The organism is Halorubrum kocurii JCM 14978 (assembly GCF_000337355.1).
In the GTDB taxonomy this organism is placed as follows: domain Archaea; phylum Halobacteriota; class Halobacteria; order Halobacteriales; family Haloferacaceae; genus Halorubrum; species Halorubrum kocurii.
The window spans coordinates 170,463-197,363 of sequence record NZ_AOJH01000043.1 but is presented as its reverse complement, the minus strand read 5'-3'; the positions used below and the strand labels follow the sequence as shown (position 1 = coordinate 197,363).

General features: G+C 72.0%; 27 protein-coding genes. 18 read left to right on the top strand and 9 right to left on the bottom strand.

Features of this window, described 5'->3' with window-relative positions:
* The first annotated feature begins 4 nt into the window (after window positions 1-4).
* The 7 genes from C468_RS06380 to C468_RS06350 all read left to right on the top strand — a co-directional run bounded on the left by C468_RS06380 (window position 5) and on the right by C468_RS06350 (window position 7,390).
* On the top strand, window positions 5-1,258 hold the full coding sequence (locus tag C468_RS06380) for a mechanosensitive ion channel family protein (RefSeq protein WP_008848066.1): 1,254 nt from the start codon (window positions 5-7) through the stop codon (window positions 1,256-1,258).
* The gene (locus C468_RS06375) at window positions 1,255-1,860 is read left to right on the top strand and encodes a HemK2/MTQ2 family protein methyltransferase (protein ID WP_008848065.1); all 606 of its coding nucleotides are present in this window, start codon (window positions 1,255-1,257) and stop codon (window positions 1,858-1,860) included. The genes C468_RS06380 and C468_RS06375 overlap by 4 nt, the downstream gene beginning before the upstream one ends.
* Before the next feature lie 97 nt (window positions 1,861-1,957).
* Window positions 1,958-2,959 carry a hypothetical protein gene (locus tag C468_RS06370; RefSeq protein WP_008848064.1) on the top strand — a complete coding sequence of 334 codons (1,002 nt, stop codon included), beginning with the start codon at window positions 1,958-1,960 and terminating at the stop codon, window positions 2,957-2,959.
* Window positions 2,959-4,029 carry a methionine synthase gene (locus C468_RS06365; RefSeq protein WP_008848063.1) on the top strand — a complete coding sequence of 357 codons (1,071 nt, stop codon included), beginning with the start codon at window positions 2,959-2,961 and terminating at the stop codon, window positions 4,027-4,029. Before C468_RS06370 ends, C468_RS06365 begins: the two co-directional genes overlap by 1 nt.
* 181 nt (window positions 4,030-4,210) lie before the next feature.
* On the top strand, window positions 4,211-5,605 hold the full coding sequence (locus C468_RS06360) for a permease (RefSeq protein ID WP_008848062.1): 1,395 nt from the start codon (window positions 4,211-4,213) through the stop codon (window positions 5,603-5,605).
* A gap of 126 nt (window positions 5,606-5,731) precedes the next feature.
* Complete coding sequence (locus C468_RS06355) at window positions 5,732-6,397, top strand: helix-turn-helix transcriptional regulator (RefSeq protein WP_008848061.1); 666 nt, start codon at window positions 5,732-5,734, stop codon at window positions 6,395-6,397.
* Window positions 6,398-6,640: 243 nt separating this feature from the next.
* Window positions 6,641-7,390 (top strand): sugar phosphate isomerase/epimerase family protein, encoded by a 750-nt coding sequence (locus C468_RS06350; RefSeq protein WP_008848060.1) that lies wholly within the window; start codon window positions 6,641-6,643, stop codon window positions 7,388-7,390.
* Between the two features lie 46 nt (window positions 7,391-7,436).
* On the opposite strand, the gene C468_RS06345 is transcribed toward C468_RS06350, so the two are convergent.
* The 3 genes from C468_RS06345 to C468_RS06335 all read right to left on the bottom strand — a co-directional run bounded on the left by C468_RS06345 (window position 7,437) and on the right by C468_RS06335 (window position 10,727).
* Window positions 7,437-8,252, bottom strand: coding sequence for a DUF7547 family protein (locus tag C468_RS06345; protein ID WP_008848059.1), 816 nt, complete (start codon window positions 8,250-8,252; stop codon window positions 7,437-7,439).
* A 67-nt stretch (window positions 8,253-8,319) separates the two neighbouring features.
* Window positions 8,320-9,555 (bottom strand): GNAT family N-acetyltransferase, encoded by a 1,236-nt coding sequence (locus C468_RS06340; protein ID WP_008848058.1) that lies wholly within the window; start codon window positions 9,553-9,555, stop codon window positions 8,320-8,322.
* 74 nt (window positions 9,556-9,629) lie between these two features.
* The gene (locus C468_RS06335) at window positions 9,630-10,727 is read right to left on the bottom strand and encodes an NADH:flavin oxidoreductase/NADH oxidase (protein ID WP_008848057.1); all 1,098 of its coding nucleotides are present in this window, start codon (window positions 10,725-10,727) and stop codon (window positions 9,630-9,632) included.
* 135 nt (window positions 10,728-10,862) lie between these two features.
* Between C468_RS06335 and C468_RS18555 the strand changes: the two genes are divergently transcribed.
* Window positions 10,863-11,024, top strand: a complete 162-nt coding sequence (locus tag C468_RS18555; RefSeq protein ID WP_008848056.1) for a hypothetical protein — start codon at window positions 10,863-10,865, stop codon at window positions 11,022-11,024.
* A 55-nt stretch (window positions 11,025-11,079) separates the two neighbouring features.
* Here C468_RS18555 and C468_RS06330 read toward each other — a convergent pair whose 3' ends face one another.
* Entirely contained in the window at window positions 11,080-11,526 is a 447-nt protein-coding gene (locus C468_RS06330) for a DUF7124 domain-containing protein (RefSeq protein ID WP_008848055.1), read from the bottom strand.
* A 122-nt stretch (window positions 11,527-11,648) separates the two neighbouring features.
* Between C468_RS06330 and C468_RS06325 the strand changes: the two genes are divergently transcribed.
* On the top strand, window positions 11,649-12,476 hold the full coding sequence (locus C468_RS06325; protein WP_008848054.1) for a BtpA/SgcQ family protein: 828 nt from the start codon (window positions 11,649-11,651) through the stop codon (window positions 12,474-12,476).
* A gap of 41 nt (window positions 12,477-12,517) precedes the next feature.
* Here C468_RS06325 and C468_RS06320 read toward each other — a convergent pair whose 3' ends face one another.
* Both C468_RS06320 and C468_RS06315 read right to left on the bottom strand, forming a co-directional pair.
* Complete coding sequence (locus C468_RS06320) at window positions 12,518-13,600, bottom strand: carbohydrate kinase family protein (RefSeq protein WP_008848053.1); 1,083 nt, start codon at window positions 13,598-13,600, stop codon at window positions 12,518-12,520.
* A 30-nt stretch (window positions 13,601-13,630) separates the two neighbouring features.
* Window positions 13,631-14,167, bottom strand: coding sequence for a nucleoside deaminase (locus C468_RS06315; RefSeq protein ID WP_008848052.1), 537 nt, complete (start codon window positions 14,165-14,167; stop codon window positions 13,631-13,633).
* Between the two features lie 105 nt (window positions 14,168-14,272).
* Here C468_RS06315 and C468_RS06310 point away from each other — a divergent pair, with 105 nt between their 5' ends.
* Genes C468_RS06310 through C468_RS06300 form a run of 3 tightly spaced genes read left to right on the top strand, consistent with a single transcriptional unit; the run spans window position 14,273 to window position 18,525 of the window.
* Window positions 14,273-15,178 (top strand): CehA/McbA family metallohydrolase, encoded by a 906-nt coding sequence (locus C468_RS06310; RefSeq protein ID WP_008848051.1) that lies wholly within the window; start codon window positions 14,273-14,275, stop codon window positions 15,176-15,178.
* Between the two features lie 51 nt (window positions 15,179-15,229).
* The gene (locus C468_RS06305) at window positions 15,230-16,516 is read left to right on the top strand and encodes a molybdopterin molybdotransferase MoeA (RefSeq protein ID WP_008848050.1); all 1,287 of its coding nucleotides are present in this window, start codon (window positions 15,230-15,232) and stop codon (window positions 16,514-16,516) included.
* Window positions 16,513-18,525 (top strand): molybdopterin biosynthesis protein, encoded by a 2,013-nt coding sequence (locus tag C468_RS06300; protein WP_049912106.1) that lies wholly within the window; start codon window positions 16,513-16,515, stop codon window positions 18,523-18,525. The genes C468_RS06305 and C468_RS06300 overlap by 4 nt, the downstream gene beginning before the upstream one ends.
* On the opposite strand, the gene C468_RS06295 is transcribed toward C468_RS06300, so the two are convergent.
* The 3 genes from C468_RS06295 to C468_RS06285 all read right to left on the bottom strand — a co-directional run bounded on the left by C468_RS06295 (window position 18,495) and on the right by C468_RS06285 (window position 21,775).
* A complete protein-coding gene (locus tag C468_RS06295) occupies window positions 18,495-18,956 on the bottom strand; it encodes a PaaI family thioesterase (protein ID WP_008848048.1) in 462 nt (153 codons plus the stop codon). The two genes, C468_RS06300 and C468_RS06295, sit on opposite strands and share 31 nt — an antisense overlap.
* 168 nt (window positions 18,957-19,124) lie before the next feature.
* Window positions 19,125-20,012: a hypothetical protein gene (locus C468_RS06290; protein WP_008848047.1), complete on the bottom strand. Its 888-nt coding sequence runs from the start codon at window positions 20,010-20,012 to the stop codon at window positions 19,125-19,127.
* A 74-nt stretch (window positions 20,013-20,086) separates the two neighbouring features.
* On the bottom strand, window positions 20,087-21,775 hold the full coding sequence (locus tag C468_RS06285) for a sensor histidine kinase (RefSeq protein WP_008848046.1): 1,689 nt from the start codon (window positions 21,773-21,775) through the stop codon (window positions 20,087-20,089).
* A gap of 128 nt (window positions 21,776-21,903) precedes the next feature.
* Here C468_RS06285 and C468_RS06280 point away from each other — a divergent pair, with 128 nt between their 5' ends.
* The 6 genes from C468_RS06280 (at window position 21,904) to hemA (ending at window position 26,872) form a co-directional block, all read left to right on the top strand.
* Entirely contained in the window at window positions 21,904-22,617 is a 714-nt protein-coding gene (locus C468_RS06280) for a lipoate--protein ligase family protein (RefSeq protein ID WP_008848045.1), read from the top strand.
* Between the two features lie 94 nt (window positions 22,618-22,711).
* The gene (locus C468_RS06275; protein ID WP_008848044.1) at window positions 22,712-23,104 is read left to right on the top strand and encodes a 30S ribosomal protein S6e; all 393 of its coding nucleotides are present in this window, start codon (window positions 22,712-22,714) and stop codon (window positions 23,102-23,104) included.
* A gap of 12 nt (window positions 23,105-23,116) precedes the next feature.
* The gene (locus tag C468_RS06270) at window positions 23,117-23,584 is read left to right on the top strand and encodes a DUF7112 family protein (protein ID WP_008848043.1); all 468 of its coding nucleotides are present in this window, start codon (window positions 23,117-23,119) and stop codon (window positions 23,582-23,584) included.
* A gap of 123 nt (window positions 23,585-23,707) precedes the next feature.
* Window positions 23,708-24,793, top strand: coding sequence for a siroheme decarboxylase subunit beta (gene ahbB / locus C468_RS06265; RefSeq protein WP_008848042.1), 1,086 nt, complete (start codon window positions 23,708-23,710; stop codon window positions 24,791-24,793).
* 61 nt (window positions 24,794-24,854) lie between these two features.
* On the top strand, window positions 24,855-25,532 hold the full coding sequence (locus tag C468_RS06260) for a precorrin-2 dehydrogenase/sirohydrochlorin ferrochelatase family protein (RefSeq protein WP_008848041.1): 678 nt from the start codon (window positions 24,855-24,857) through the stop codon (window positions 25,530-25,532).
* Window positions 25,529-26,872 carry a glutamyl-tRNA reductase gene (gene hemA, locus C468_RS06255; protein WP_008848040.1) on the top strand — a complete coding sequence of 448 codons (1,344 nt, stop codon included), beginning with the start codon at window positions 25,529-25,531 and terminating at the stop codon, window positions 26,870-26,872. The genes C468_RS06260 and hemA overlap by 4 nt, the downstream gene beginning before the upstream one ends.
* Window positions 26,873-26,901 lie beyond the last annotated feature (29 nt).

The window sequence follows — 26,901 nt, the reverse complement described above, 5'->3', positions numbered from 1 at the left end:
GCGGATGACCGGCGCCGGCTCCGACCTCACGACCGACGTACAGAGCGTCGTCTCGGGGAACCCAGAACGGATCGCGGTGTCGGCGCTGATCGTCGCGGTCGTGCTTGCCGCGCGGCACCTCACTCGGCGACTGAAGCAGCGGGACGCCGAGCTCTCCTCCACGCGTCGGCTGCTGTTGTCGGCGAGCGTCGCGACCGTGACGGCGGCCGGCGCGATCGGGCTGATCGCGGTGTGGGACCGGAGCGGGGCGCTCCTCGAAGCCGTCCGGTCGGCCGCGATCGCCGACCAGCTCTCGAACGTCGTGCTCGCGGTGGTGCTCCTCGCGGTCGCGTACGCGGTCACGGACTTCCTCGGCGGCGTCATCCGCGAGGTCGCGAACGAGAGCGCGTCGATCACCGACCACCAGCAGGAGGTCATCCTCCGGCTCACGCAGCTGTCGGTGTACACGGCCGCGCTGCTCGTCGTCGTGGGGCTGTTCACCGACAACGTCGGGGGGCTCCTCGTCGGGGCCGGCTTCTTGGGGATCGTGGTCGGGATGGCGGCCCGCCAGACCCTCGGCGCGATCCTCGCCGGCTTCGTGCTGATGTTCTCCCGCCCGTTCGAGGTGGGCGACTGGGTCGAGGTGGGCGACCACGAGGGGACGGTCACGGAGATCTCGATCATGAGCACCCGCCTCCGGTCGTTCGACGGCGAGGTGATCACGCTCCCGAACGACACGGTCCGGTCGGGCTCGATAATCGACCGGTCGCGGCGGAACCGCTACCGGATCGAAGTCGAGGTCGCCGTCGACTACGACACCGACATCGAGCGCGCCGCGGCGGTGATCGAGGAGACCGCCGCCGAGGTCGAGGACGTCGCCGAGATGCCGGAACCGGACGCCGTGACAAAGCGGTTCGACGACTCGGCGGTCGTCCTCGGGCTCCGCTACTGGATCCGCAACCCGAGCATGCGCAAGCGCTGGCGGACGCAGACCGCCGCGATGAACGCGGTCAAGGCGGCGCTCGAAGACGAGGGGATCGTGATCCCCTTCCCGCAGCAGACGCTCTCTGCGCGGGACCCGAACGCCGCCGGCCCGCAGTTGGACGCGTCGGTCGAGGGGCGCGCGGCGACGCGCGGCGGGTCGCGATCGGGCGGTGACAGCGGGGGGTCGACCGCCGAGAGCGGGGACGGCGACGGCGGAGCCCGGAACGGCGACGGCGGCACCGACGCCGAAAGCGGGGACGGCGGCGCCGAGGGATCGGGGGAGTCCGACCGATGACCGGAGACGGCTCCGACCCCGACACCGACTCGGGGCTCGCGGAGCGGCGCGGCCTCGACGAGGCCGTCGTGTACCAGCCGGCCGAGGACTCCGGGCTGCTCGCGGAGGCGGCGCTCGAAGAGGCGCACGGCCGGGTGTTGGAGGTCGGCACGGGCTCGGGCTGGGTCGCTCAGCGGATCGCCGAGGAGCGCGGGCTCGACGTGGTCGGCAGCGACCTCAACCCCCACGCGGCGCGGCAGGTCGCCGACCGCGGCGTCGAGGGGGTCGTCGCCGACCTCCTCGCCCCGTTTCGGGCGGACGCGTTCGACGCGGTGTGTTTCAACCCGCCGTACCTCCCGACGGACCCGGACAACGAGTGGGGCGACTGGATGGAACACGCGCTCTCGGGCGGCGAGTCGGGCCGGGAACTCATCGAGCCGTTCCTCGACGACGTCGGGCGCGTGCTCGCGCCCGGCGGCGTCGTCCTGCTGCTGGTGTCGTCGCTGACGGGGTACGACGAGGTGCTCGCCCTCGCGGACGACGCCGGGTTCGCGGCCGAACCGGTGGTCGAGGAGTCGTTCCCCTTCGAGACGCTCACGGTGTTGGCGCTGCGGCGGGAGTGACGCCCCCCGCTCGTCGGTGACGGCGACCACCATTTATTACCTCAAGACATGAAACGTATTAGCAAATATTATACGCCGGCATATCGAACCAACGGTGATGACTGAACGAGTCGCGGCCACGCCGGGGCTGTACCCGCTCCCGGACTGGGCGAAGGAGACGCTCTCCGACCTCAAGGGACACCAGAAGGGTGACCTCTTGAGCGGCGACGAGAGCGAGGCGATCGTCGAGGAGTACGCCGAGGTGCGCGCCGAGTACGTCGACGACCAGCTGGACGCCGGCCTCGACCGCGTCGTCGAGGGGCAGGGTCGCTGGGACGACATGATCGCGCATCCGCTGACGGTCCACGACAGCGTCGAGACGGGCGGTATCGTGCGGTACTACGACAACAACAACTTCTACCGCGACCCGCGGGTCGTCGACGACCTCGGCTTCTCCGGCGACGTGGCCCGCGAACTGGAGGCGGCGACCGACCTGATCGGCGGCGAGGCCCCCCTCGCGGCGACGCTCCCGGGCCCGTACTCGCTCGCGGAGCTGGCGACGGACGAGCACTACGGCGACGAGGCGGCGTTCCAGGCCGCGATCGCCGAGTTCCTCGCCGGCGAGGTCGAGGCGTTCCCCGCCCACGAGACGCTGTTCCTCCTCGAGCCGTCGCTGGTGACGAACCCGCCCGCCGAGGGCGAGGAGTCCGCCGCGACCGACGCGATCGCGACGGTCGCCGACGCGACCGACGCCGACGTGGTCGTTCAGACCTCCTACGGCGCGCTCGACGAGAAGCTGTACGCGCACCTCGTCGACGAGGCGGGCGCGGACGCGCTCGGGCTCGACCTCGTCGCCGGCGACCGCGACGACACGGTTTATAACGTCCAGGAGTTCGGTTCCACCGACTCGCTCGCGCTCGGCCTCGTCGACGGGCAGAACACGCTCGTCGAGGAGCCGGAGACGGTCGCGGAGCGCGTCGAATGGTTCGAGTCGCAGATCCCCGCCGAGGGGTTCGACCGGACCTACCTGACGCCGAACACCGAGCTGTTCTACCTGCCGAGCAACAAGTACCGCGCGAAGCTGAACACGCTGGCCGCCGCCGCGGAGGTGCTCGAGTAATGGTCCGAAACCCGTCTGCCAACCGCGAACAGTTCCGCCCGAACGACCACCCGAACGACGCGTTCCTGCTGACGACCGTCGTCGGCTCGTACCCGAAGCCGAAGTGGCTGAACCGGGCGGACGAGCTCGTCGACGACCCGGACTCGAAGTTCGACGCGTCGGACCTCGAAGAGGCCCACGACGACGCCTGTCGGCTGATCACCCACGAGCACGAGCGCGCCGGGCTCGACACGGTCGTCGACGGCGAGATGCGCCGCAACGAGATGGTCGAGTTCTTCGCCGACCGCATCGACGGCTACGAGTTCAACGGCCCCGTGAAGGTGTGGGGACACAACTACTTCGACAAGCCGTCGGTCGTCGAGGAGGTCGAGTACGACGAGCCGTGGCTCGTCGACGAGTTCGAGTTCACCTCGAACGTCGCCGAGCGCCCCGTCAAGGTCCCGATCACGGGGCCGTACACGCTGGGGTTCTGGGCGTTCAACGAGGCGTACCCCTCCACCGAGGAGCTCGTCTACGACCTCGCGGACCTCGTCAACGAGGAGGTCGAGAAGCTGGTCGAGGCGGGCGCGCGCTACATCCAGATCGACGAGCCCGCGCTGGCGACGACGCCGGAGGACCACGCCATCGTCGGCGAGGCCCTCGAGCGCATCGTCTCGGGCATCGACGAGGAGGTCCGCATCGGCCTCCATGTCTGTTACGGCGACTACTCCCGGATCTACCCCGAGATCAACGACTACCCGATCGACGAGTTCGACGTGGAGCTGTGTAACGGCGATTTCGAGCAGATCCCGACGTTCACGGACCCCGAGTTCGAGCCCGACCTCGCGCTCGGCGTCGTCGACGCCCACACCGCCGAGGTCGAGCCGGTCGAGGAGATCAAGGAGAACATCCGGCAGGGTCTCCGCGTCGTCCCGCCGGAGAAGCTCACCATCTCGCCCGACTGCGGGCTGAAGCTGCTCCCGCGCGACATCGCGTACGGCAAGACCGAGAACATGGTCACCGCGGTCCGCGAGGTTGAGGCCGAGATCGATTCCGGCGAGATCGACGTCGAGAACCCGCTCGACGACTGAGGCGGGAGGGCCGCGGACGCCGCGACGGCCGGTCGGGTGCGTCGTGGCGGTCCAATACCCTCGTGAGCTTTGTATCCAAAGAATATTCGTCGAATAGCCGTTGTTCGTATAGTTCTCTCGCCGTGCGAGGAGCGGTTTTCTAAGGGAAACTGCAATAGATGATTCTGACGATGATACAGACATGCAGGCGTCGATACTCGACGGCGTCCTCGAGTCGCTCCGCATCGGTGTCGGGTTCCTCTGGACGGCGGCGTGGGCGATCATCATGGGGCTCACGATCACGAGTCTGGTCCAGGTCTACGTCTCCAAGGAGCGAATGGCGCGAGTGCTGGGAGACGGCGACCTGAGCGGCCTCGCGAAGGCGACCGCGTTCGGAGCGGCGAGCAGCGGCTGCAGTTTTGGCGCTGTCGCCATCGGCAAGGGGCTTTTTAAAAAGGGCGCGCACGTGGTGAACTTCCTCGCGTTCATGTTCGCGTCGACGAACCTCATCGTCGAGCTCGGGCTAATGATCCTGATTCTGCTGGGGTGGGAGTTCCTGCTCGCGGAGCTGCTCGGCGGCCTCGTCCTCATCGCCGTCATGGCCGTCATCGTCCGCCTCACGCTCCCCGAGAGCCTCTTCGACGAGGTCCGGGAGACGGTCAACGAGCGCGACCGCGAGTCGGGGGTCACGGAGGACCCCACCTGCGGGATGGAAGGCACGGAGGAGCACTCGCTCACGACCGACGGCGGTGAGACGCTGCAGTTCTGCTCGGCGGGCTGTCTGGAGACGTATCTCCAGCAGACGTCCGGCGGCGGCGGGTGGCGCGAGGAGTTGCGGTCGTGGGGGGGCTGGTATAAGATCGCCAATCAGTACCGCAAGGAGTGGTCGATGATCTGGACGGACGTCGTCGCGGGGTTTCTCATCTCCGGGTTCGTCATCGTCTTCGTTCCACAGTGGGTGTGGAACACGCTGTTCGTCCAGGGCGACGGGCTGCTCGTGACGGCCGAGCACGCGGTTATGGGTGTCGCCATCGCCGTCCTCAGCTTCGTCGGCAGTATGGGTAACGTCCCGTTCGCGGTCGCGCTGTGGGGCGGCGGGATCAGTTTCGCCGGCGTCATCGCGTTCGTCTACGCCGACCTCATCACGATTCCGGTCCTGAACGTCTACCGGAAGTACTACGGCTGGACGGTCATGCTGTACATCCTCGGCGTCTTCTTCGTCACGATGGCGTTCACCGGCTTCCTCATGGAGCTGCTGTTCGACGCCCTCGGAATCGTCCCCGACCTAGCCGGCGGCGAGACCGCGACCGAACAGACGTACTTCGAGCTCAACTACACGTTCTACCTCAACCTGGTCGCCTTCGCGCTCACCGGGTTCCTCGCGTACGTCTATCGACGCGGACTCGGCGCGCCCGGGCGGTATCGCGATCCGGTGTGCGGGATGCGGACCGACGACGACGGACCGAGCGCGTCCCACGAGGGGACGACGTACTACTTCTGCTCGACGGCCTGCGAGCGGACGTTCGAAGCGGACCCGACGGAGTTCGCCGATCAGCGCCCGCAGATGCCGAGCCACGGTCACGGCCATGACCACTGACGACTCCGACGGGCGCCCTCGGGGACGGGGGGATCTCGCCGGCGCGGTCGCGATCCGCAATCGTCACACTTCTCGCCGACAAAGCGACGGTATGAGCAGACAGACCTCGCGACCGGGGGCCGTCGTATGAACCGACGTCGAGCGGACGCCGTCGTCGGTGTGCTCCTCGGGTTCGTCCTCTTGACCGGCGGGGCGCTCACCTGGCGGGCCTATCGACAGCGCCGCGCCTTCGAGCAGTCGATGGGGTCGGTCATGGAGATGTCTATGGGGTGGATGCACGGACCGGACCCGCTCTGGTACGCGGTTGGAACGCTGTTCGTCGCGGGCGCTATCGGCGGGGTCTACGTCTTGGTTCGGGGGGAGCTCACCGATCCGAGCGGGACCGGCGCGACCGAACGCGATAGGGCGGAGCAGATCGACGCGACTGAACGCGAGGGTGCAGATCAGATCGACGGGACAGAGCGCGACGCCCCGGCTCAGGCGCCGACGGAGATGTCGGCGTCGGCGACGGGCGAAGGCTCGCAAGGCGGAGCTATCAATCCCGAGTCGGACCCGAAGGCGCGCGTTCTCGACCTCTTGCCGGACGACGAGCGGCGCGTCCTCGAGCCCGTCTTGAGCTCGCCCGGAGTCACGCAGATCGAACTCCGGGACCGGTCGGAGTTCTCGAAGAGCAAAGTGAGCCAGACCGTGAGCTCGCTCGAAGAGCGGGGGCTGCTGTATCGGGAACGCCAGGGTCGCACCTATCGCGTGTACCCGAGCGACGACCTCCGGCAACAACAGTCGGGACCGTAGTGGCTGGTCGTCGGACGCCCGCCCTCCCGAATCCGGCGGCGCTGACCGGCTCTCGCGAGACGGACGGCCGGAACAGATCGGCGACCGGTTCGAACGCGATTCCGACTCGGCTTCCGGCCGCGAGCGGACCGCCGAACCCGCCGCCGGACTGCCTGCGGCGAACGCGACGCCCGACGTATCATGTTGCGACCGGTCAGCGAAATAAATAGAGATAACTAACACGGCGCCGTTCCCACCGCCGATATGGACATCGGTCTCACCGTCGGCGACGACCTCGACCGGCTCGCGGCGTCGCCGTCGCGGTTCGACTTCTGCGAACTCGGCGTCGGCGAGCCGACGCTCGTGCCGGGCGAAATAGACCGCGGTCGCCTGAGCGACGCGCTCGCCGGGCGCGACCTGGTCGTCCACCTGCCGTACAGCCAGCGACTGGCCAGTTATGTCCCCGAGGTCAACGACGCGATCGTCGACTACCAGCGCCGGCTTTTAAATGCCGCCGGCGACCTCGGCGCGGAGAAGGCCGTCCTCCACGCCACCTCCGCCGACCGCGACGACATCGGGTTCCGGGAGACGGCCGCCGACCAGCTCCGGCGAGTCGCCGACGCCGGCCGCGAGGCGGGCGTCGAGGTCGTCGTCGAGAACGTCGGCCACCAACACGCGGGGCTCCAACTCTCCGTCCTCGGCGACCTCGCGCGGGAGACGGACACGCCGATCTGCTTCGACGTGGGGCACGCGTACATGGAGGGCGACAACAAGGCGATCAAGCGATTCCTCCGGAGCCACGGCGGCCGGGTCTCCCACCTCCACTGCCACGACGTGCGCCGCCGCGGCGACACCCACCTCCCCGTGGGGGCCGGCGAGGTCGACTACGGGATCGTGGAGTCCGAGCTCGGCGGGTTCGACGGCACGGTCGCGCTCGAGGTGTTCACCGACGACGAGACGCTCCTCCTCGACTCGGCCGAGCGGGTCGCGGACCGGCTCGGCGTCGATTTTTGACGGTCCGAGTCGAGCGGTTCTCCTTTAAAAGTCGGCGGCGCGGCGGTCAGGCCGAATCGCGGTAGTCGGTCGAATCGTCGGCGGTCGAATCGTCGGCGGTCGAGTCGTCGGCGTCCGTCGCCGCTTCGTCGGCATCGACCGGTTCCTCCTCCGCCTCGGCGTCGCCGAACTGGCGCTTGATCGACTCCAGCTCCGACTCGACGTCGACTTCGGGTCCGGGGTCGTCGGATTCCCCGTTTCCGTCCCCCTCGTCGCCCGGGTCGGTCACGTCGATCCGGACGCCGCGGTCGTCGCGGTCGTCGCGGTCGCCACCGGCGTCGGTCGCGTCCTTCGCTGCGCGGGGCTCGCCGCTCCGCCCCTCAGACGGACCGCGTCGCCCGCGCCGCGCGGCGTCGGCCTCGCGGCGCCCCTCGTCGATCCGCGCTTCGATCTCGGCGGTGAGGTCGCGCGCGTCCTCGATGATCGACCGGGAGGCGGCCTCCTCGGGGAGGTCGGCCTCGGAGAGCGCCGTCCGAAGCTCCGAGAGCGACCGCGACAGCCCGGCGCTCGCGCCGTCCCGCACGTCGCCGAGGCGGTCGGCCGCCGAGCCCGCCTCGTCGAGCGTCCGGCCGGGGTCGGCGAGCCGGAGCGTCCCCTGCACCAGTTCGAGCGACTTGATGGTCGTCTCGAGGAGCGCGATCACCGTGGGGATGGTGTACTGCTCGGTGAACCGCACCAGCTCGGAGAGCCGGGGGGGTCGCGGGGGCCCGCGGCGGTCCCGCTCGGTCTCGCGGAGGTCGCGGCGGAGCTCGCTCAGCACGCCTTCGAGCTCGTCGAGCCGCTCCTCGAGGTCGTCGTCGCGTCTGTCGTCGCGGGAACTCATACCGGGACGTAGGCGGTCCGCGGATAAAAAGCCCGGCCGGCGCGGGGCGTTTCACGGAGCGAGCGCCTCAGAACCCCTCGCGGAAGTGCGTCGTCCGCGGCGGGAACAGCGCGCGGAGGTCGTCGGCGGTCGCGGAGTCGACGCCGAGTCCACCGGCTCGGACCGCCTCGTCGACCGAGTTGTAGCCGACGTACAGCTGTGAGAGCGTCCCGACGTCGACCGCCGCGTCCGCGGCGTCGGACCCGGTTCCGTCGCTCTCGCCGTCCTCCCACGGCTCGACCGACACCGCTCCGTCGGCGACGGCGACGCGATAGGGTCGGTCGTTCCAGTCGACGAGCGGGTCTGACACCGAGAGGGAGAACGCGGCCTCGACAGCCGGGTCGGGATCGAGCGCCTCCAGGGCGGCGGCGACGTCGACGAGCCGGACCATCGGTCCGGTCCGGACCTCGCAGTCGACGGCGCGGGGGTCCTCGACGAGGTCGAGCAGCGGGGCGTCCGGCGGCGCGCGGATTCTGACCTCGGCGACCTGCGAGTCGTGGTTGCGGAAAAAGCGGAGGAGCTGGAACCACGCCTCGTCGTCCGCGACCGCGGCGTCGGTGACGCGCATCACGGTGTCGTCCGCGTCGTCCGGGTCGTCGTCGAAGCTGTACGCGCAGATCCCCCGGAGCTCGCCGTCCCGCTCCCAGCCGTAGACGAACGGGTCGGTCTTCCACCCCTGGAGGGCGCGCTCGCGCCACCACTCCTCGGTCCAGTCCATGGTCAGGTCGTAGCGGTCGGCCATCGCCGCGAGCACGGGTTTCACGGCCGCGTGATCGCCCTCGTCGAGCGGCCGGAAGCTCCCGGCGGCGTCGCCCGCGGTCGCGATCAGGTTGTCGACGAACCCGAGCTGGTCGGGGGGCGCGGCGAGGTGGCGATACCTGCTCGCGGTCGCCCACCCGTAGTCGGCGTAGAATGGGTACTCGAAGGGCCACAGCGCCGAGACGTGGACGCCGCGCTCGCGGTACTCCGTCAGCGACTCACGGAGCATGCGGCCGACGTTCCCCTGTCGGCGGTGCTCCGGCGGCGACGCGACCGCCGAGAGCCCGGCGACCTCGCGGTCGTCGCCGCGGATCCGCAGCGCGAAGGAGTGGTGCGCGCAGACCGCGACCGGGTCGTCGGCGTCGAACAGGCCTCGCGTCTCGGCGATCGTGTCGTGGTCGTCCGCCGCCTCGGGGTCGTACGGTCCCTCTGCCGGGGAGAACGCGTACCGCATGAACGCGTCGAACTCGTCGCTGCGCTCGTCGGGAAACGATCGGTACTCCATACCCCGTCGGCTCGCGGGAGCGAAATAAGTCTTCCCGGAGCGTGCGGGGAGCTCTCGTCCCCGTCGGCCCCGTCTCAGTCGAACTGACCGCGGCGGTACTGCACCGGCCACTCGGCGTCGGCGCCGAGCTCGTGGGCGGCCTCGAGCGGCCAGTACGGGTGTCGGAGCAGCTCGCGGCCGAGGGCGACGAGGTCTGCCCGCCCGTTTCTGACGAGCGCGTCGGCGTGAGTCGGCTCCGTGATCCCCCCGACCGCGGCGACGGGCACGTCGGTCTCCTCGCGGATCGCCTCGGCGTAGGGGACCTGATACCCCGGTCCCGCGCCCGGGAGCTGCTGGTCCGGGTGGATCCCGCCGCCGGAGACGTCGATCAGGTCGGCGCCGGCCTCGGCGAGCAGCGGGGCCAGCCGCACGGAGTCGTCGACGTCCCACGAGTCGCGGTCGAGGAGCCAGTCGGTCGCGGAGATCCGGACGAAGACGGGCTTGTCGTCGGGCCAGACCTCGCGGACGGCCGCGACGACCTCGCGCAGGAGGCGAGTGCGGTTCTCGAAGCTCCCGCCGTACGCGCCGTCGCGGTCGTTGGTGACCGGCGACAGAAACTGGTGGAGCAGGTAGCCGTGAGCCGCGTGGACCTCCGCGACTTCGAAGCCGATGTCGCGCGAGCGCTCCGCGGCGGCCGCGAACGCGTCGATCACCTCGTCGATCCCGTCTTCGTCCAGTCTCCGAGTCGTCGCCAACTCGGCGGCGGCGTCCGGATCCGGGTACGGCGCGTCGGTCGCGGAGACCGTCTCCCAGCCACGCTCGCGGTCCGCGGGGATGGGACCGCCGCCCTCGGCGGGCGGCCGGTGCGAGGCCTTCCGCCCGGCGTGGGCGAGCTGGATCCCCGGCGTCGCCCCCTGCGACCGGACGAAGTCGACGGTCGGCTCGATCGCCTCGGCGTGGTCGTCGGACCAGATCCCCAGGCAGTTCGGGGTGATGCGGCCGCGCGGTTCGACGGCGGTCGCCTCGGTCATCACGACCCCCGCCCCGCCGGCGGCCCGTGAACCGAGGTGGACTCTGTGCCACTCGTTCGCGAACCCGTCCTCCGCGGAGTACTGGCACATCGGCGACAACATCACCCGGTTACGGAACTCGGTGTCGCGCAGCGTGAAGGGAGTGAAGAGCGAATCCGTCATCGTCTCCGGCGACGCCCGCCACGGGCTAAGGGGATCCGATCCCCGGCACGCATCGCCGCCGTCGGAACGCGCGAATCGACCATGGATTTAGGCTGACCGAAACCTATAACCCATCGCATCACTGATGGACCGGTAATGACCGTTGGCGACCGGATCGAACACGAGGTCGAGGAGTCGTCGGACGCGAGACCGCGGGTGGCGGCGAACCGCTGCTCGCCGGAGCGCACCGTCTTCACCGAAGAGGGGAACACGGACGCCTGGATCGCGACCGACCTGACCGTCGAGCTCGAGCGCTAACGAGCGCGCCCTCAGCCGTTCTCTCCACGTTTCGCGTCGGTCACCACCGCCTCGTTCAGCCCAACCGACGCGTCACCGCCCGCCACAGGCGGGCCGCGATCCCCGACTCGCCGGCGCGGTCGGGCTCCGAGAGCGCCCACCCAGCCTTCTCCGCCGCCTCCTCGATCGAGCGGTACTCGAAGCCGACGTGGGTCGCGACGCGTCGGTTCCCCGCCCCGGTGCCGACGAACACCGCTCGCGGGGCGTTCGTCTCCTCGTAAATGTCGCCGAGCGTCCCCCACTTGTCCCAGTTTCGGAGCGCGTAGTCGTTCTCGACGCCTGCGTCGCGGACGAGCCGATCGACGGCGTCCGCGTCGTTGGCGACGATCCCGACGTGGCGGCTCCACGCTCGGGCGTCGGCGATCGCGGCCTGCGGGTCCGCGAGCCGCCGGGCGGCGCCCAGCGAGAACACGAGCGTCACCTCACCGGTTCGGCCGTCGGGGTCGTCGACGTCGATGCTCATCGCTCGGACGCGAGTTCGTGCCGGAGCGGCTAAACGATGGGGGGGAAGGCGAACGCCTCAGTGCGGCCCGTCGACTCCCGTGTGGTGAGACTTATCCGCCGAGGGAGTCTGCGGTCGGTATCATGGAGTTCGAGGCCACCTTCGGCACTGACGCGCCCGTGATCGGCATGGTACACCTCCCGCCCCTCCCGGGGGCGCCGAAGGCGCCGGACGACGGCGCGGCCGCCATGCGAGACGCGCTCGACCGCGCCGCCGCCGACGCCCGCGCGCTCGACCGCGGCGGGGTCGACGGGATCATGGTCGAGAACTTCGGGGACGCCCCCTTTTATCCGGACGACGCGCCGAAGCACGTCGTCGCGAGCGTCACCCGGGCCGCGATCGAAATCGCGGGCGAGACCGACCTCCCGCTCGGGGTCAACGTCCTCCGCAACGACGCGGAGGCCGCCCTGTCGGTCGCGGCCGCGGTCGACGCCGACTACGTCCGCGTGAACGTCCACACCGGCGCCCGGGTCACGGACCAGGGCGTCGTGCAGGGGAGGGCCCACGAGACGCTCCGGCTCCGCGACCGCCTCGGCGTCGACGTCGGCGTGTTCGCCGACACGGACGTGAAACACTCCGCACCGCTCTCCGCGGAGGGGTACACCGCGGAGTCGTTCGCCGACACCGCCGAACGCGGGCTCGCCGACGCCGTGATCGCCTCGGGACGCGGCACGGGCGAGGCGGTGGACACGGAGGCGCTCGAGGCGGTCGTCGCCGACCGCAACGCCCACGGGCTCGACACGCCGGTCCTCGTCGGGAGCGGGGTGCGGGCCGACACGGTCAGCGACGTGCTCGCGGTCGCCGACGGCGCGATCGTCGGCACCGCGCTCAAGGAGGGCGGCGAGACGACCGCACCGGTCGACGCCGACCGGGTGGCGGAGCTCGTCGAGCGCGCGGACGAGGTCCGCTGACCCGGCGGTGCGGGCGCTGAGGACCGGGGTCGGCGGGCGGCTCACCGCCCCCGCTCCGCGAGGAACGCCTCCGCCTCCTCCCGGCTCGGGACCCCCGGCTGGGCGAACCGGGACGTGCAGTTGATCGCGGCGACCGCGGCGGCGAACCGGACGCCGGCGGCCACGCCGTCGTCGCTGCTGTCGGCGTCGTCACCCTCGTCGCTGCTGCCGGCGTCGTCGCCCTCGTCGCTGCTGCCGGCGCCGCTGTCACCGCTGCCGCTGCCGGCGCCCCTCCCGGCGACCCACCGGTCGATCAGCCCCGCGACGAACGAGTCGCCGGCGCCCGTCGCGTCGACCACCTCGACATCGAACGCGTCGAACTCGGTGACCGCGCCGCCGGCGACGACCGTCATCCCCTCGGCGCCGTGAGTGAGGACCGCGCGGGGCCACCCGTCGCCGGTGAGGGCGGACCGGTCGCCGTCCTGCGCGCGCTGTGCGGCCGCGACGCGCTCTCTCGCCGCCTCCGCCCCGCCGAAGTAGGCCGCGGCCGCCACGTTGTCGGCGACGAACAGGTCCGCGGCGTGGAGGAAGCGGTGGATCGTCTCCGGCTCCGTCCCGCGGCCGACGAGCTCCTCGACCGAGCCCGAGAGGTCGAACACGAGCGCGGGCGGGTCGGCGGCCGACGCCGCGACGTCGAGCACTGCCCGCGAGACCGCGTCGGGGGCGTACCCCGTGACGAAGACGGCCTCGGTCGCGGCGAGCGCCTCGCGGTCCGCCTCGTCCAGCCGGAGGTTCCGGAAGCTCTCGCCAGCGGTGACGATGGCGCGCTCGCCCGCGGGGTCGCTGAGGATCAGCGACCGCGTCGAGGCGTCGTCCGCGACCGACACGTGCGCGGCGTCGACACCGGTGTCCGCGAGGTACTCGCGGGCCCGCCGGCCGTACTCGTCGTCGCCGACGCGGGTCACGAGCCCGACCTCACGGCCGAGGCGGTCGAGCGCGACGGAGACGTTGGCGCCGACGCCGCCGAACGCGGTCGTCACCTCGCTCGCGAACGCGCCGCCGTCCGGCTCGGGGAGGTTGCTGACGGCGTACCACTCGTCGATCGCCGCGGCGCCGACCGCGAGGATCGGTGGCGGTCCGGTCACGGCCGACGCGGCTCCCGTCGCTCGTTCACGCTACGACTCACCGTACACCGACTCGTGGAGCGCCATCGCGGCCGCCTCGGCGACCGGCCCCTCGACCGCCGTGTCGCCGTCGGCTCGGCGGATCACCTCCGCGCAGGGGATCGGCACCACACCGCCGGTGAGCGCGTCGAGCGTCTCGCCCGCGACGCCGAAGACGACCCGGCCGATCCCGGCGTAGTGGATCCCGGTCGCGCACATCGGGCACGGCTCGGTGCTGGCGTACATCGTGCAGCGGGCGCGCTCGTCGGCGTCGAGCTCCCGGCCGGCCCACCGCGCGAGCGCCAGCTCCGGGTGTGCCGCGAGGTCGTCGTCGGTCACCGTCTCGTTGCGCGCCTCGCGAACGACCTCGCCGTCGAGGACGAGCAGCGCGCCGAACGGCGTGTTCCCCGTCTCGACGGCCTCCTCGGCGAGGTCGATCGCTCGGTCGACGTACTCGCGGTCGGTCGGGTCGACCCCGGTTCCGCCTCCCGGATCGCCCTCGCCCGCCCCGTCACCGCCGCCCGGGCCGCCAGCGCTCGGATCGGTCATACCTCCGTGTTCGCCCGCGAGTACCTAACCCTTCGTCCGTCGCGGCGGTCGCGTTCCGTCTGACGCGGCGACCCCGTTTATATATCTCCCGCCGTTACCCCAGTCGTGTCCCGCGTCACCGTCAGCATCGATCCCCACGTCCACTCGGACGACAGCTACGACGGCCACGAGCCGGTGGAGCTCATCCTGGAACACGCCGCGGAGATCGGGCTCGACGCCGTGGTTGTCACCGACCACGACGTGATCGGCGAGTCGAAGCGCGCGGCGGAGATCGCCGACGAGTATGGACTGATCGGCATCCCGGGGGTCGAGGTGTCGACCGCGCACGGCCACCTGCTCGCGGTCGGCGTCGAGCGCATGCCGCCGCGCCGGCGCCCCTACGACGAGACGGTCACGTGGATCCGCGACCACGGCGGCGTCGCGATCGTCCCCCACCCCTTCCAGCGGTCGCGCCACGGCGTCCGCGAGCGGAACATCCCCGTTCCGGATTCGGGTGACGAGGAGGTCGACGCGACCGCAACGGGCGCCGACGCCGACGTGACCACCGAGGCTGCCGAAGTCGCCGATACCCCCGAGGTCGACGCGATCGAGGTGTTCAACGCGTGGCTGTTCACCGGCTACCGGAACCGCCGCGCGCGGCGGTTCGCGGCCAAACACGGCTATCCGGGGGTCGCCGCGAGCGACGCCCACCGCCTGAACTACGTCGGGCGCGCGTTCACCGAGGTCGAGATCGAGGGCCGCGAGTCGGTCGCCGCGGTCACGGCCGACGACGTCCTCGACGCCATCCGGAACGGGACGACGCGGGTGGACGGCCGCCGCGCGCCGATCCGGATGGCGGCGAAACACTACGTCGGCGCGGCCGGCCGCAAGTCGGCGTACTACGCGCGGACCGGCGCGGTGCGGAGCGCGACCGCCGCGAGCCGAGGGGTCGCGGAGGCGGTCTCGACCGCCCGAGTCGCCGTCTCGCAGGGCGCCCACCGCGCCGCGCGCGTCCTCTCGTGGGTGACCTGACCGCCCCGTCTCGGAGACGGGTTTTTGCCCGCGGGCGCGAAACGACGGACCATGAGCCACGACAGACGCGAGGCCGGCTTCAAGCGACGGACCCGCGTCGCGGACGCGCTGGCGACGCTGTTCGACGCCGCCGAGCCCCACGGGCGGACCGAGTCGGTCCCGCTCGCCGACGCCGACGGGCGGGTCGTCGCCGAGCCGATCGACGCGCCGGCGCCGGTCCCGAGCTACGACCGCGCGGCGATGGACGGGTACGCGGTCCGCGCCGAGGACACCTTCGGCGCGTCGGACCGGTCCCCGGCGGTGCTCCGCGCCGTCGGCACCGAGGCGGATTCGATCGCGCCCGGCGAGGCCGCGCGGGTCCACACCGGAAGCGCGGTCCCGGACGGGGCCGACGCGGTCGTGATGATCGAACAGGTGGAGACGGTCGGCGGCGAGAGCGGACGGGCCGGCGAGGTCGAGTCGTTCGACGCGGTCGCGGCGGGAGAGAACGTCGGCGAGGCGGGCGAGGACGTGGCGGACGGACAGCGGCTCTTCGAGCCCGGGCACGTCCTCCGCCCCTCCGACCTCGGCCTCCTGAAGTCGGTCGGGCTCGACGCCGTCCCCGTCTACGAGCGCCCGACCGTCGCCGTGATCCCGACCGGCGAGGAGCTGGTGCAGTCCGACCCCGACCCCGGCGAGGTGATCGAGACCAACGGCCTGACCGTCTCGCGGCTGGTCGAGCGGTGGGGCGGCGAGGCGCGCTACCGCGACGTGGTCACCGACGACGAGGACGCGCTCGCGGCCGCGATCGAGGGCGACCTCGACGCCGACGCCGTCGTCACCACGGGCGGGTCCTCGGTCGGCGAACGCGATCTGATCCCCGAGGTCGTCGACGGGCTCGGCGAGGTGCTCGTCCACGGCGTCGCCCTGAAGCCGGGGCACCCGGTCTGCCTCGGCGCGGCCGACGGAACCCCGATCGTCTCGCTGCCCGGCTACCCGGTCGCCTGCATCGTCAACGCCGCGCAGTTCCTTCGGCCCGTCCAGAAGCGCGTCGGCGGGACGACCGCGGACCCGTTCCCGACGCGGCGCGCGAGGCTCGCCCGGAAGGTGCCGAGCGAGCCCGGGACGCGGACGTTCGCGCGGGTGTCGCTCTCGGAGGAGCCCGGCGAAGGCGCCGGCGGGGCGAGCAACGGCGACGAGGAGACGGATCCCCCCACCGCCACGCCGACCCGCGCCAGCGGCTCCGGCATCCTGTCGAGCGTCGCGCTCGCCGACGGCTGGGTCGTCGTCCCCGAGCCGCGAGAGGGGCTCGACGCGGGCGAGGTCGTCGACGTGGAGCTGTGGGAGGCGAGCTCATGAGCGACCGAAAGGAGTTCCGGGACCTCGCGACGCCCGAGGCCGCGCGCGCGGCGATCGACTCGCTCGACCTCTCGCCGGCGCCGGAGACGGTCCCGCTCGAAGACGCCCGCGGTCGCGTCCTCGCGGAGCGGGTCGACGCCGCCATCGACGTGCCGGGGTTCGACCGCGCCTCGATGGACGGGTACGCGGTCCGCGCCCGCGACACCTTCGGCGCCGACGAGGTCGACCCGGCCGAACTCGACCTCGTCGGAGCGGTCCACGCGGGCGCGGCGCCGGACGTGACCGTCGAGCCCGGGACCTGCGCCGAGATCTCCACGGGAGCCGTGATGCCGGACGGCACCGACGCCGTGGTGATGGTCGAGCGGACGGACGAGGTCGGCGGGGGGGCGGATGACGGAGATCCGGACGCCGAGGGCGACGCCCCCGACCGGATCGCGGTCCGGACCGCCGTCGCGCCCGGCGACCACGTGATGAGCGCCGGCGCGGACATCGCCGCCGGAGCCCGCGCGCTCGGTCCCGGAACGCGACTGACGCCCCGCGAGATCGGCCTGCTCTCGGCGCTCGGCGTCGACGAGGTGCCGGTCGCGGGAAAGCCGCGTGTCGGGATCGTCTCGACCGGCGACGAGCTGGTCCGCCCCGGCGAGACGCTCGACCCCTCGCGCGGCGAGATCTACGACGTGAACTCGACGACGATCGCGGCCGGCGTCGAGGAGGCTGGCGGCGAGCCCGTCCTCTACCCGCACGCCGGCGACGACTACGACGAGATGGAGCGGCTGCTCCGGCGCGCGGCCGACGAGTGCGACCTCGTGCTCTCCTCGGGGTCGACCTCGGCGAGCGCGGTCGACGTGATCTACCGCGTGATCGAGGAGCGGGGCGACCTCCTGCTCCACGGCGTCGCCGTCAAGCCCGGCAAGCCGATGCTCGTCGGCCGCCTCGACCGCGGCGGAAGCGAGGAGTCGGGCGATCGCGCCGGCGAGTCCGCCTACGTCGGCCTCCCGGGCTACCCCGTCTCCGCGCTCACGATCTTCCGGACGTTCGTCGCGCCCGCGATCCGCGGGGCGGCCGGCCAGCCCGAGCCCGCGACCGCGACCGTCGAGGGGCGGATGGCCGCGGGAGAGCGCTACGGCGAGGGCCGGATGCGGCTGATGCCGGTCGGATTACTCGACCTCGACGACGGCGACCGCCCGCTCGTCTACCCGGTCGACAAGGGGTCCGGTGCGACGACGAGCCTCGTCGAGGCCGACGGCGTCGTCGCGGTCGACCCGGACACCGAGTACCTCGACCGGGGCGAGCGCGTCGCGGTCCAGCTGTTCTCACCGGACGTGCGCCCCCCGACTCTCCTCGGCGTCGGCGAGGACGACCCCGCGCTCAACCGCCTGCTCGACCGGCTCGACTCACCCCGATACCTCCCGGTGGGCTCCCGCGAAGGGCTTCGCCGGCTCCGTGACGGGGTGCCGGACGTGGCCGTCGTTGCGGGGCCGACGGGCCGAGACGTCGACGCCGTCGACCTCGGCGGGTGGACCCGAGAGTGGGGGCTGGTCGTCCCCGAGGGCAACCCCGACGGCGTGACGGGGCTCGCCGACCTCGTCGACGGCGACCTGCGGCTCGTCAACCGGCCGACCGACTCGGGACTCCGCCGGAGCCTCGACGACGCGCTCGCCGACCTCGCTGCCGAGCGCGACGAGTCGCGCCGCGCGCTCACCGACCGGATCGACGGGTACGAGCTGACGGTCCGCGCGTTCGAGAGCCCGGTCAGAACGGTGCTCGCGGGCGACGCCGACGCCGGGCTCGGGCTCCGGGAGACGGCGGAGCGGCTCGGGTGCGGATTCGTCTCGCTCGGCGACCAGCCGGTCTCCGTCCGCGCAGCGCCCGACCGCGTCGAACGCGACGCGGTCGCGGAGCTCGCGGACGCGCTGGACGACCTCGGCGGCGCCGCGGGCGACGACGGGAAACCCGACCTCCTCGCCGACCTCCCGGGCTACTCGCGAAACAGCCGGAACGACCCCTGACCGACGACGACCTCGGCGGTGTCGCCGTTCGTGGTGCTGGTGACCGTCATGTCGCTGACGCCGATCGAGCCGCCGGACCTGACGACGGTCGCCTCCGCGCGGAGGTCGCCGGTCGCCGGCCGGAGGTAGTTCGCGTTGAGGTTCACGGTCGCGACGTCGCCCGAGAACGGGTCCTCGAAGGCGGTGCGCTGAACGATTCCGCCAGCGGTGTCGGCCAGCGTCGCCGCCACGCCCCCGTGGATGCTGCCCCCGTCGCTGTTCGTCAGCTTGTCGTCGAACGGGATCGAGAGCGCGACTCGGCCGCGCTCGACGACGTCGACAGACGTGTTCAGCCACGACAGGTAGCCGTGCTCCTCCTCGATCCGCCGCTCGACGAGTTCGACCGCCGCCCTCGGCAGCGGCTCCATCGCCTCGACCTCGCTCCGGTCCATACTCCACCGTCGGCGTCCCCCCGTTTGTAGCCCTCGGAACTCGCAACAACGGCTGCGATGTTGAGGACGGCGAGGGCGAGCGCAACGAGAACACCCGCTCGACGCCGTCTCGGCGGTCCCGCGCCGCTCGTTCGCCGCTCCTCCCGCCGGCCGCTGGTCCCCCCGGTCTCAGCCGACGCCGAGCCGGATCGGGTCGTCGCTCGGTGCGAGCGCGAGCGAGACGGTCTCGCCGAGTTCGAACCGACTGTCCGGGCAGACGACCTTCGCCCCGAGACCGCCGTCCCGCGCCGCGAACAGCGACAGCCCCACCACGCGCTCGCCGTTCGCGAGCACGTCGACCGGCTCCCAGGCGATCCCCCGCCCCCCCGCGACCCCCACGCGGGTCCCCCACAGCGACACCGCCGTCCCCTCCACGACCCCGCCGAACGCGCCGCCGCCCGCGTAGTGCGCTAGCCCGCCGTCGAGGGGGGTCGCCTCGTCGCTCGCGAGCGCCGCGAACCGGCGACCGGGGTCCGGGTGCGACGGCCCGTCGAGGACGACGTGCGTCGGGCCGCGCTCGACGACCGCGCCGGCCCCGTCCCACCGTACCGGCTCCACCTGTACGTCGACGTCGACCGGGAGCGACCCGCTCGCCCGGTGCGCGTTCGCGTCCGGCGGTCTGAAGCCGAGATGGACGTGGTTATCGACCCACCGACCGAAGAAGCCGGAGCGCGTCAGTGGGCCGAGCGCGTCGCCGACCGCGACGCGGTCCCCCGCCGACACCGCCGGGACCACGTGAAGGATCCGCGCGACCGTGCCGGGCGCTGCGCCCGCGCGCCGGCACCAGTCGTCGTCGAGCTCGACGACGATCAGGTGGTCCTCGTCGGCCGCGTACGACCGGTCCGGACAGCCGACGCTCCGCGTCTCGCGGACGACGCCGGCGACCGGCGAGACCCCCGTCTCACCGTCCGGGTAGAGGTCGATCGCGCGGCCGTCGTCGTGGGCCGGGTACGGCGAGTTGAACCGCGAGAACCGTCGGTACCGGTCGACTACGGCGGACGGGAGCGTGACGGCCATCGGATCGTCACGTGGGGCTCGACGGGCAAGTGGCCGTCGGAGCCGGCTATCGCGGTCGGTGTCCGGGCGACCGATCACGCGCCGGACGGGTCGTCAGCCGGCTCGATCCCCGAGATGACGAAGCGCGCGCCGCCGGCCGCCGACTCCTCGACGGCGAGTGCCCACCCGTGCGCCTCGGCGATGTCGCCGACGATGGCGAGCCCGAGGCCCGTCCCGCCGCCGAGGGAGACGCCGCGCTCGGTCACCGCCGAGCGCTGGTCCGGCGGCACGCCGGGGCCGTCGTCGGCGACCGCGAGCGCGATCCCGTCCTCGCGGCGCTCGATCTCGACGCGCACCGCCACGTCCTCCCCGGCGTGTTCGATCGCGTTCCGGAACAGGTTCGAGAGGAGCTGTTCGAGCCGGTCTCTGTCGGCGAGCGCGGGCGGGTCCGGCCCGTCGACCGACAGCGTCGCCTCCGCGGTTTCGAGCCGCGACCAGACGCGTCTGGCGGTCCCGTCGAGCGAGAGGCGGTCGACCTCGTCGACCGACTTCCCGGCCGTCGCCAGCGACAGCAGCCCCTCGATCAGGTCGTCCATCCGCTCGTGGGCGTTCGCGGCGCGGTCGAGCGCGTCCTCGTTGTCCCCGCCGTGGCGCGCGAGTTCCACCGCCGCGGTCGCCGCGGCCAGCGGGTTCCGGAGGTCGTGAGAGACGACGCCGGCGAAGTCCTCCAACCGCTCGTTCTGCCGCTCCAACTCGGCCTCGCGGCGCTCCAGTTCGGTCTGTCGGCGCTCCCGCTCCGTCACGTCGCGGAGGAGGAACACGTGTCCCCGGTCGGTCCCGCGGGGGTCCGTGATCGGATCCTCTTGAATGTCGAACTGGCGCCCGCCGATCGATATCGGGTGTTCCACGCCCACCTCGAGGCGGGGGAACACGTCCGACAGCGAGGAGCCGACCGCGTCCGGCGAGAGCAGCTCCTCCGCCGCGGGGTTGAGGTCCCGGATCCGGCCGTCGGAACCGGCGACGATGACGGGGTCCTGCATCACCTCGACGGCCGTGTCGCGGGCGACGACGGCCGCGTCGAGCGTTCCGAGCCAGAAGACGGTCCCGTACAGGAAGACCCCGTGGACCACGAGCCCGGTCGGGAACCACGCGAGGTTCGCGTAGCTCCCCACGTCGACGACGGTGACGATCCCCCCCAGAAACGGGAACAGGGTCCCGAGCAGGATCACGAACGTCTGGAGCCGATAGCGGTTCCCGGTCCGGCGGTACAGGTCGACGACGACCAGGACGCCGGCGATACACAGCCCGTAGGCGTACAGCACGAACGCCGCGTCCGCGACCCCGAGCCCGAACGAGAGCAGCGCGAACGGGCCCTCGACGACCGCCGTCAGCGCGCGGCGGGAGAGCCCGTGGGTCCCGCTCGACCACGCGGTCAACACCCAGACGAAGGCGGGCGTCGCGAGCGCGACGGTCCGGTTCTCCGTGCGCCAGCGGTCGTGTCCGGAGAAGGCGAGGACGAACGCCATCCAGACGCCGGGGACCGCGGCGAGGAGCGGCGTCGAGAGGTTGAGCGCGACGACCATCGCCAGCTCGCTCGCGCTGGCGACCCTGACGGCGTACAGCAGGGAAATGCCGCCGCCACAGAAGAGGTAGAGCGCGACCTCGGTACCGCCCGGTTCGTCGCGGTCGGTCCACGCGACGTATCCGAGCCAGATGCCGATGACCCCGGCGAGCAAGCAGGCCGCGAGGTACGCCTGCACGGGCAACGCGCCGAGGTCGCTCATCGTTACCTGACACAGTCAGAGGGCCGTCAAAACCTTTGTGTCACGCGGTCGTCGGCCGCCGTTCGCGGCGACGACGCGCGTCGGACGGCCGCCGCAAAGGGCTTGTCCGCCCGCTCCGTCTCGCCGGTATGCGCGTGCTCAGAGGTCGGAGCGCTCGTCCCGCGGCGGACCGCGAGCACACCGCGAGGCTGCTCGCCGACGCGGGCGACGGGACGCCGGGGCTCCGGGTGTGGACGCCGCCCCGCCAGGTCGCCTTCGGCCGTCGCGACGCCCGCGAGCCGGGCTTCGAGCGAGCGAAGCGGCTCGCCGCCGATCGCGGGTTCGAGCCGATCGAGCGCGACGTGGGGGGCCGGGCCGTCGCGTATCCCGGTGACGCGCTCGCGTTCGCCCACGCCCTCCCGCTCGGCGACGGGCGAGGGCGCGGGTCGATAGCCGACCGGTACGGGCGGGCGACGGAGACGCTCCTCGAAGCCCTGCGCGGCCTCGGCGCCGACGTGTCGCGCGGGGAGCCGCCCGGGTCGTTCTGCCCGGGCGACCACTCGGTTCGCGTTACCGGCGGCGGGAAAGTCGCGGGGATCGCACAGCGCGTCCGCGGGGACGCCGCGCTCGTGGCGGGCTGTCTGGTCGTCACGCCGGCGGACGCACGCGAGATCGCCGACGCCACCGCGGCGGTGTACGACGCGCTCGGGGTTCCGTTCGACTCGACCGCGGTCGGTAGCGTCGCGGCTGCGGGCGGCCCTGAAGCCCCGAAACCGCTCGCTCGGGCGCTGGAGGACGCGTTCGTCGACGGGCCGTGGGGCGACGGCGATCCGCGGATCGATCGGGTCGATCGGGACGGCTGACCGGCGAGCGTCGTCTGCGACGCGGTCCGTTCGCGGATCCCCGGTCGATCGCGCTTTCGACGTGCTTTTTATTCGCGGGGGTCTCGGTTCGCCCATGGCCGAATTCAAAGTCGTCATCGCCGACCCCGACACCGGCGAGACGTTCCAGCGAGAGGTCGACGGACAGGACGCCAACCGGTTCCTCGGTCGCGAGATCGGCGACGAGATCGGCGGCGACGCCGTCGGGCTCTCCGAGCACACGATCGAGATCACCGGCGGCTCCGACGAGACCGGCCGACCGATGCGCGAGGACGTCTCCGGCACCCGCCTGAAGGAGCTGCTCTTGGAGGGCGGCGTCGGCTTCGAGCCGTCCCGCGAGGGCGAGCGCAAGCGCATCACCGTCCGCGGCCGCGAGATCGACGACGACGTGGCCCAGATCAACGCCTCGGTCGTCGACGGCGACGACGTCGCCGCCGCGCTCGGCGAGGACGGCGGCGACGAGGAGTAAGCCCCCCTTTCGATGCCCCGCGTCCCCTCCGACGACGAGGGTGTCGCCTCGGTTCGCGTCTCGCTCGCCCGGAGCGGCGGCACTCGCCGCCCCTGCGTCCGGCTCCCGAACGACGACGAACTGGAACGCCGCGTCGAGTCCGGGAGCTGCGAGTCGCTGTCGATGGCCGCGGGCGACGTGATCCGAATCGCGATCGACCGCGACGAGTACCACGCGCCCGTGCGAAGCGACGGCAAGGGGCGCGTGATCCGCGGCGCGTTCGACAACCGACGGCTCGCGCGCGAGCCGGGCGACGGCGAGAACCGCCTCGCCGAGTGGCTCGACGAGAACGACCGCGAACCGGGGGACGCGGTGGTCCTCGACGTCGTCGTTCCCGGCGAGCTGTACGGGCTCCGGGTCCCGGGCGATCGGACGGTGTACGAGGCGACGCGCGGCCCCCGATCGTCGCTGTCGGACATCGCCCGCGATCTCGACGGCTGACCGCGACGGGTCGACGCGACCGGTACCGCAGCCCCGGTCGTGTCAGACAGCTTCGCACCTGTCGTGTCAGACAGCTGTACACCGGTCGGATCGCTTATTCTCGCGCGGGCCCGATCCCGACGTATGCAAGAGGTCGACGCGGATCTAACGGCGCTCGACCGCGGGATCATCAACGCCTTCCAAGGCGGATTCCCGGTGGCTGAGCGCCCCTTCGAACCGGCCGCGGCCGCGCTCCGCGAGCACGGGGTCGACGTGACCGGGTCAGAGCTGTGCGAGCGGGTGCGCGAACTCGACGAGGCCGGGACGCTCTCCCGGTTCGGGGCGCTCGTCAACGCCGAGGAGATCGGCGGAGCGGCGTCGCTCGTCGCGATGCACGCGCCCGAGGACCGATACGACGAGATCGCGGAGACGGTCAACGAGTTCACCGCGGTGGCGCACAACTACGAGCGCGAGCACCCGCACCTCAACATGTGGTTCGTGGTGAGCGTCGCGGACCACCCGGACCCCGACAAGGACGGGAGCGACCGGGTCGACGAGGTGCTCGCTGAGATCGAGGCGGCGACCGGGCAGGAGACGTACAACCTCCCGAAGGTCCGGGAGTTCCACGTCGGCGCGAAGTTCCTCGTCGACGGTCCGGTTCCCGACGGGGAGGTCGACCTCTCCGATCTGGGGCCCGCGGTCTCGCCCAGCGACCGGTCGACGCTCACCCCCGACGAGCGCGACCTCGTCGTCGAGATACAGGGCGGGCTTCCGATCACGGAGACGCCGTACGCCGACGTGGCGGCCGCGATCGGTGCGGACACGGGCTGGGTGATCGAGACGATAAAGCGCTTCGACGCGGAGGGGAAGGTGCGCCGCGTCGGCGTGATTCCGAACCACTACGCGCTCGGGTACACGGAGAACGGGATGACCGTCTGGGACGTGCCCGAAGCGGTCCTCGACGAGGTCGGGCCGGCGGTCGCGGGGCTCGACTTCGTCACCCACTGCTACGAGCGGCCCCGCCACGAGGGCGTCTGGGAGTACAACTTCTTCGCGATGACCCACGGGCGGACGGAGGTCGAGAGCGAGCGCCGGATCGCCGAGGTGAAGGAGCTGATGGACGAGTACTGGGAGGTCGGCGAGAGCGACTGGGACACGCTGTTCTCGACCCGGATCCTGAAGAAGACGGGAATCCGCATCGCCGACCGCGCGGACAGCAACACGGCGTGACCCGGCAGAGCTCGACCACACGGGGGGCGCGCGGCACGGGACCGGCGGCGCGGAGGCGCCCGTGATCCCCCTCTACCACGACTTCACCGGCGAGACAGTGCTCGTGTTCGGCGGCGGCGCAGTCGGGTCGCGGAAGGCGTCGCGGTTCGCCGACGAGGCGCGGGTCGTCGTCGCGAGCCCCGCGTTCGACGACCAGCTGACCGACCTCGCCGAGGCGGCCCCCGAATCGGTGGAACTGGTCCGTGCCGCGCCGGACGCCGACGCGGTCCGCGACTGGATCGACCGGGTCGAGCCCGCGCTCGTCGTCGCCGCCACGGACGACGCGGCCCTCAACGCGGCCGCCGAGGCGGCCGCGCTCGACGCCGGCGCGCTCGTCAACCGGACTGACGTGTCGACCGCGGACCGGTCTGGCGCCCGAGGCGCGCGGAGCGTCGTCGTCCCGGCGACGGTCGAGGACGACCCCGTCCGGGTGGCGCTCTCGACCGGGGGCGCGAGCCCGGCGCTCGCGAAGGCGCTGCGCGAGCGGATCGAGGCGGAGATCGACGGCGCCGGCGCGATGGCCGAGCTGTCGGGAACCCTGCGAGCGGAGCTCAAAGACCGCGGCGTCGCGCCCGAGGCGCGTCGGGAGGCGATCCGGCGCGTCGTGCGATCCGAGGGGGTTTGGAAGGGTTTACAAAAGGGGGATTCTTACGGTCGGAAAGAGGCGGATTCCGTGATCGAGGAGGTACTCACCAGATGAAAGAGACGGGCGCTATCTCGGGCGTGAGCGTCGCCCACTCCCGCGCGACGGTCGACGAGATCGAGGCTGCGGGGGGCGACGGCGTCCGCGCCACCGTCTCGGACCTGCTCGCGCGCGACGGGGTCGAAGAGGCGTTCGCGCTCCAGACCTGTAACCGCTCTGAGGCGTACGTCGTCACCGACCGGACCGTCGACGGGTCGGTCGCGCTGGAGTCGTTCGCGCCCGAGGTCCGCGGCGGCGCGGTCCGCAGACTCGACCACGAGGAGAGCTTGAAACACCTGATGCGGGTCGCCTCCGGACTCGAATCGCTCGTGATCGGCGAAGACCAGATCATCGGCCAGCTCCGCGAGGCGTACGAGGAGTCGAAGTCCGCGGGCGGCATCGGTCCCGTGCTGAAGGACGCGGTGACGAAGGCGCTCCACGTCGGCGAGCGCGCGCGCAACGAGACGTCGATCAACGAGGGCGTCGTCTCGCTCGGCTCGGCCGCGGTGCGGCTGGCGGCCAGCGAGATCGACCTCACCGACGGCTCGGCCGTCGTCGTCGGCGCCGGCGAGATGGGGACGCTCGCGGCCCGGTCGCTCGACGACACCGCGATCTCGGAGATCGTCGTGGCGAACCGGACGGTGCCGAACGCGGCGTTCGTCGCGGGAGAGGTCGACACGCCCGCGGCGGCGGTCCCCCTCGCGGACCTCGCGACGGTGGTCCCGGACGCCGACCTCGTGATCGCGGCGACCGGCAGCCCGGACCCGGTGATCCGGTCGGAACACGTGACGGGCGCCGACCGGCTCGTCTGCATCGACATCGCGCAGCCGCGAGACGTGGACCCCGAACTCGCCGAGCACGACGGCGTCACGCTGTACGACATCGACGCCTTGGAGGACGTGACTCGCCGGACCCGTGAGAGCCGCGAGGCGGAGGCGCGGGACGTCGAGGCGATCATCGACGAGGAGCTCGACCGCATCCTGGAGGCGTACAAGCGCAAGCGCGCCGACGACGCCATCTCGGCGATGTACGCCGGCGCCGACCGTGTGAAGGCCCGAGAGGTCGACCGGGCCGTCTCGAAGCTCGAAGCGCAGGGAGAGCTGACGGACGAGCAGCGCGAGACCGTCGAGGACTTAGCGGACGCGTTGGTCGGTCAGCTGCTCGCCGCTCCGACTCGGTCCCTACGCGACGCGGCCGGCGAAGACGACTGGGAGACGATCCGCACCGCGCTCCAGCTGTTCGACCCCGAGTTCGACACGCTGCCGGAGGGGCCGGGCGGGAGCGAGCGCGGACGCGACGCGGCCCCCGGCGACATGGAGGCGCCGCCGGACTCGGTCACCGAAGAGCTCGACGACTGACCCGGGATCGCCACTCGATTTTCACGCGG

Coding starts and splice junctions, on each gene's coding strand:
- C468_RS06380 (WP_008848066.1), top strand. CDS start 5: ATGACCGGCGCCGGCTCCGACCTCACGACCGACGTACAGAGCGTCGTC.
- C468_RS06375 (WP_008848065.1), top strand. CDS start 1,255: ATGACCGGAGACGGCTCCGACCCCGACACCGACTCGGGGCTCGCGGAG.
- C468_RS06370 (WP_008848064.1), top strand. CDS start 1,958: ATGACTGAACGAGTCGCGGCCACGCCGGGGCTGTACCCGCTCCCGGAC.
- C468_RS06365 (WP_008848063.1), top strand. CDS start 2,959: ATGGTCCGAAACCCGTCTGCCAACCGCGAACAGTTCCGCCCGAACGAC.
- C468_RS06360 (WP_008848062.1), top strand. CDS start 4,211: ATGCAGGCGTCGATACTCGACGGCGTCCTCGAGTCGCTCCGCATCGGT.
- C468_RS06355 (WP_008848061.1), top strand. CDS start 5,732: ATGAACCGACGTCGAGCGGACGCCGTCGTCGGTGTGCTCCTCGGGTTC.
- C468_RS06350 (WP_008848060.1), top strand. CDS start 6,641: ATGGACATCGGTCTCACCGTCGGCGACGACCTCGACCGGCTCGCGGCG.
- C468_RS06345 (WP_008848059.1), bottom strand. CDS start 8,252: ATGAGTTCCCGCGACGACAGACGCGACGACGACCTCGAGGAGCGGCTC.
- C468_RS06340 (WP_008848058.1), bottom strand. CDS start 9,555: ATGGAGTACCGATCGTTTCCCGACGAGCGCAGCGACGAGTTCGACGCG.
- C468_RS06335 (WP_008848057.1), bottom strand. CDS start 10,727: ATGACGGATTCGCTCTTCACTCCCTTCACGCTGCGCGACACCGAGTTC.
- C468_RS18555 (WP_008848056.1), top strand. CDS start 10,863: ATGACCGTTGGCGACCGGATCGAACACGAGGTCGAGGAGTCGTCGGAC.
- C468_RS06330 (WP_008848055.1), bottom strand. CDS start 11,526: ATGAGCATCGACGTCGACGACCCCGACGGCCGAACCGGTGAGGTGACG.
- C468_RS06325 (WP_008848054.1), top strand. CDS start 11,649: ATGGAGTTCGAGGCCACCTTCGGCACTGACGCGCCCGTGATCGGCATG.
- C468_RS06315 (WP_008848052.1), bottom strand. CDS start 14,167: ATGACCGATCCGAGCGCTGGCGGCCCGGGCGGCGGTGACGGGGCGGGC.
- C468_RS06305 (WP_008848050.1), top strand. CDS start 15,230: ATGAGCCACGACAGACGCGAGGCCGGCTTCAAGCGACGGACCCGCGTC.
- C468_RS06300 (WP_049912106.1), top strand. CDS start 16,513: ATGAGCGACCGAAAGGAGTTCCGGGACCTCGCGACGCCCGAGGCCGCG.
- C468_RS06295 (WP_008848048.1), bottom strand. CDS start 18,956: ATGGACCGGAGCGAGGTCGAGGCGATGGAGCCGCTGCCGAGGGCGGCG.
- C468_RS06290 (WP_008848047.1), bottom strand. CDS start 20,012: ATGGCCGTCACGCTCCCGTCCGCCGTAGTCGACCGGTACCGACGGTTC.
- C468_RS06285 (WP_008848046.1), bottom strand. CDS start 21,775: ATGAGCGACCTCGGCGCGTTGCCCGTGCAGGCGTACCTCGCGGCCTGC.
- C468_RS06280 (WP_008848045.1), top strand. CDS start 21,904: ATGCGCGTGCTCAGAGGTCGGAGCGCTCGTCCCGCGGCGGACCGCGAG.
- C468_RS06275 (WP_008848044.1), top strand. CDS start 22,712: ATGGCCGAATTCAAAGTCGTCATCGCCGACCCCGACACCGGCGAGACG.
- C468_RS06270 (WP_008848043.1), top strand. CDS start 23,117: ATGCCCCGCGTCCCCTCCGACGACGAGGGTGTCGCCTCGGTTCGCGTC.
- ahbB (WP_008848042.1), top strand. CDS start 23,708: ATGCAAGAGGTCGACGCGGATCTAACGGCGCTCGACCGCGGGATCATC.
- hemA (WP_008848040.1), top strand. CDS start 25,529: ATGAAAGAGACGGGCGCTATCTCGGGCGTGAGCGTCGCCCACTCCCGC.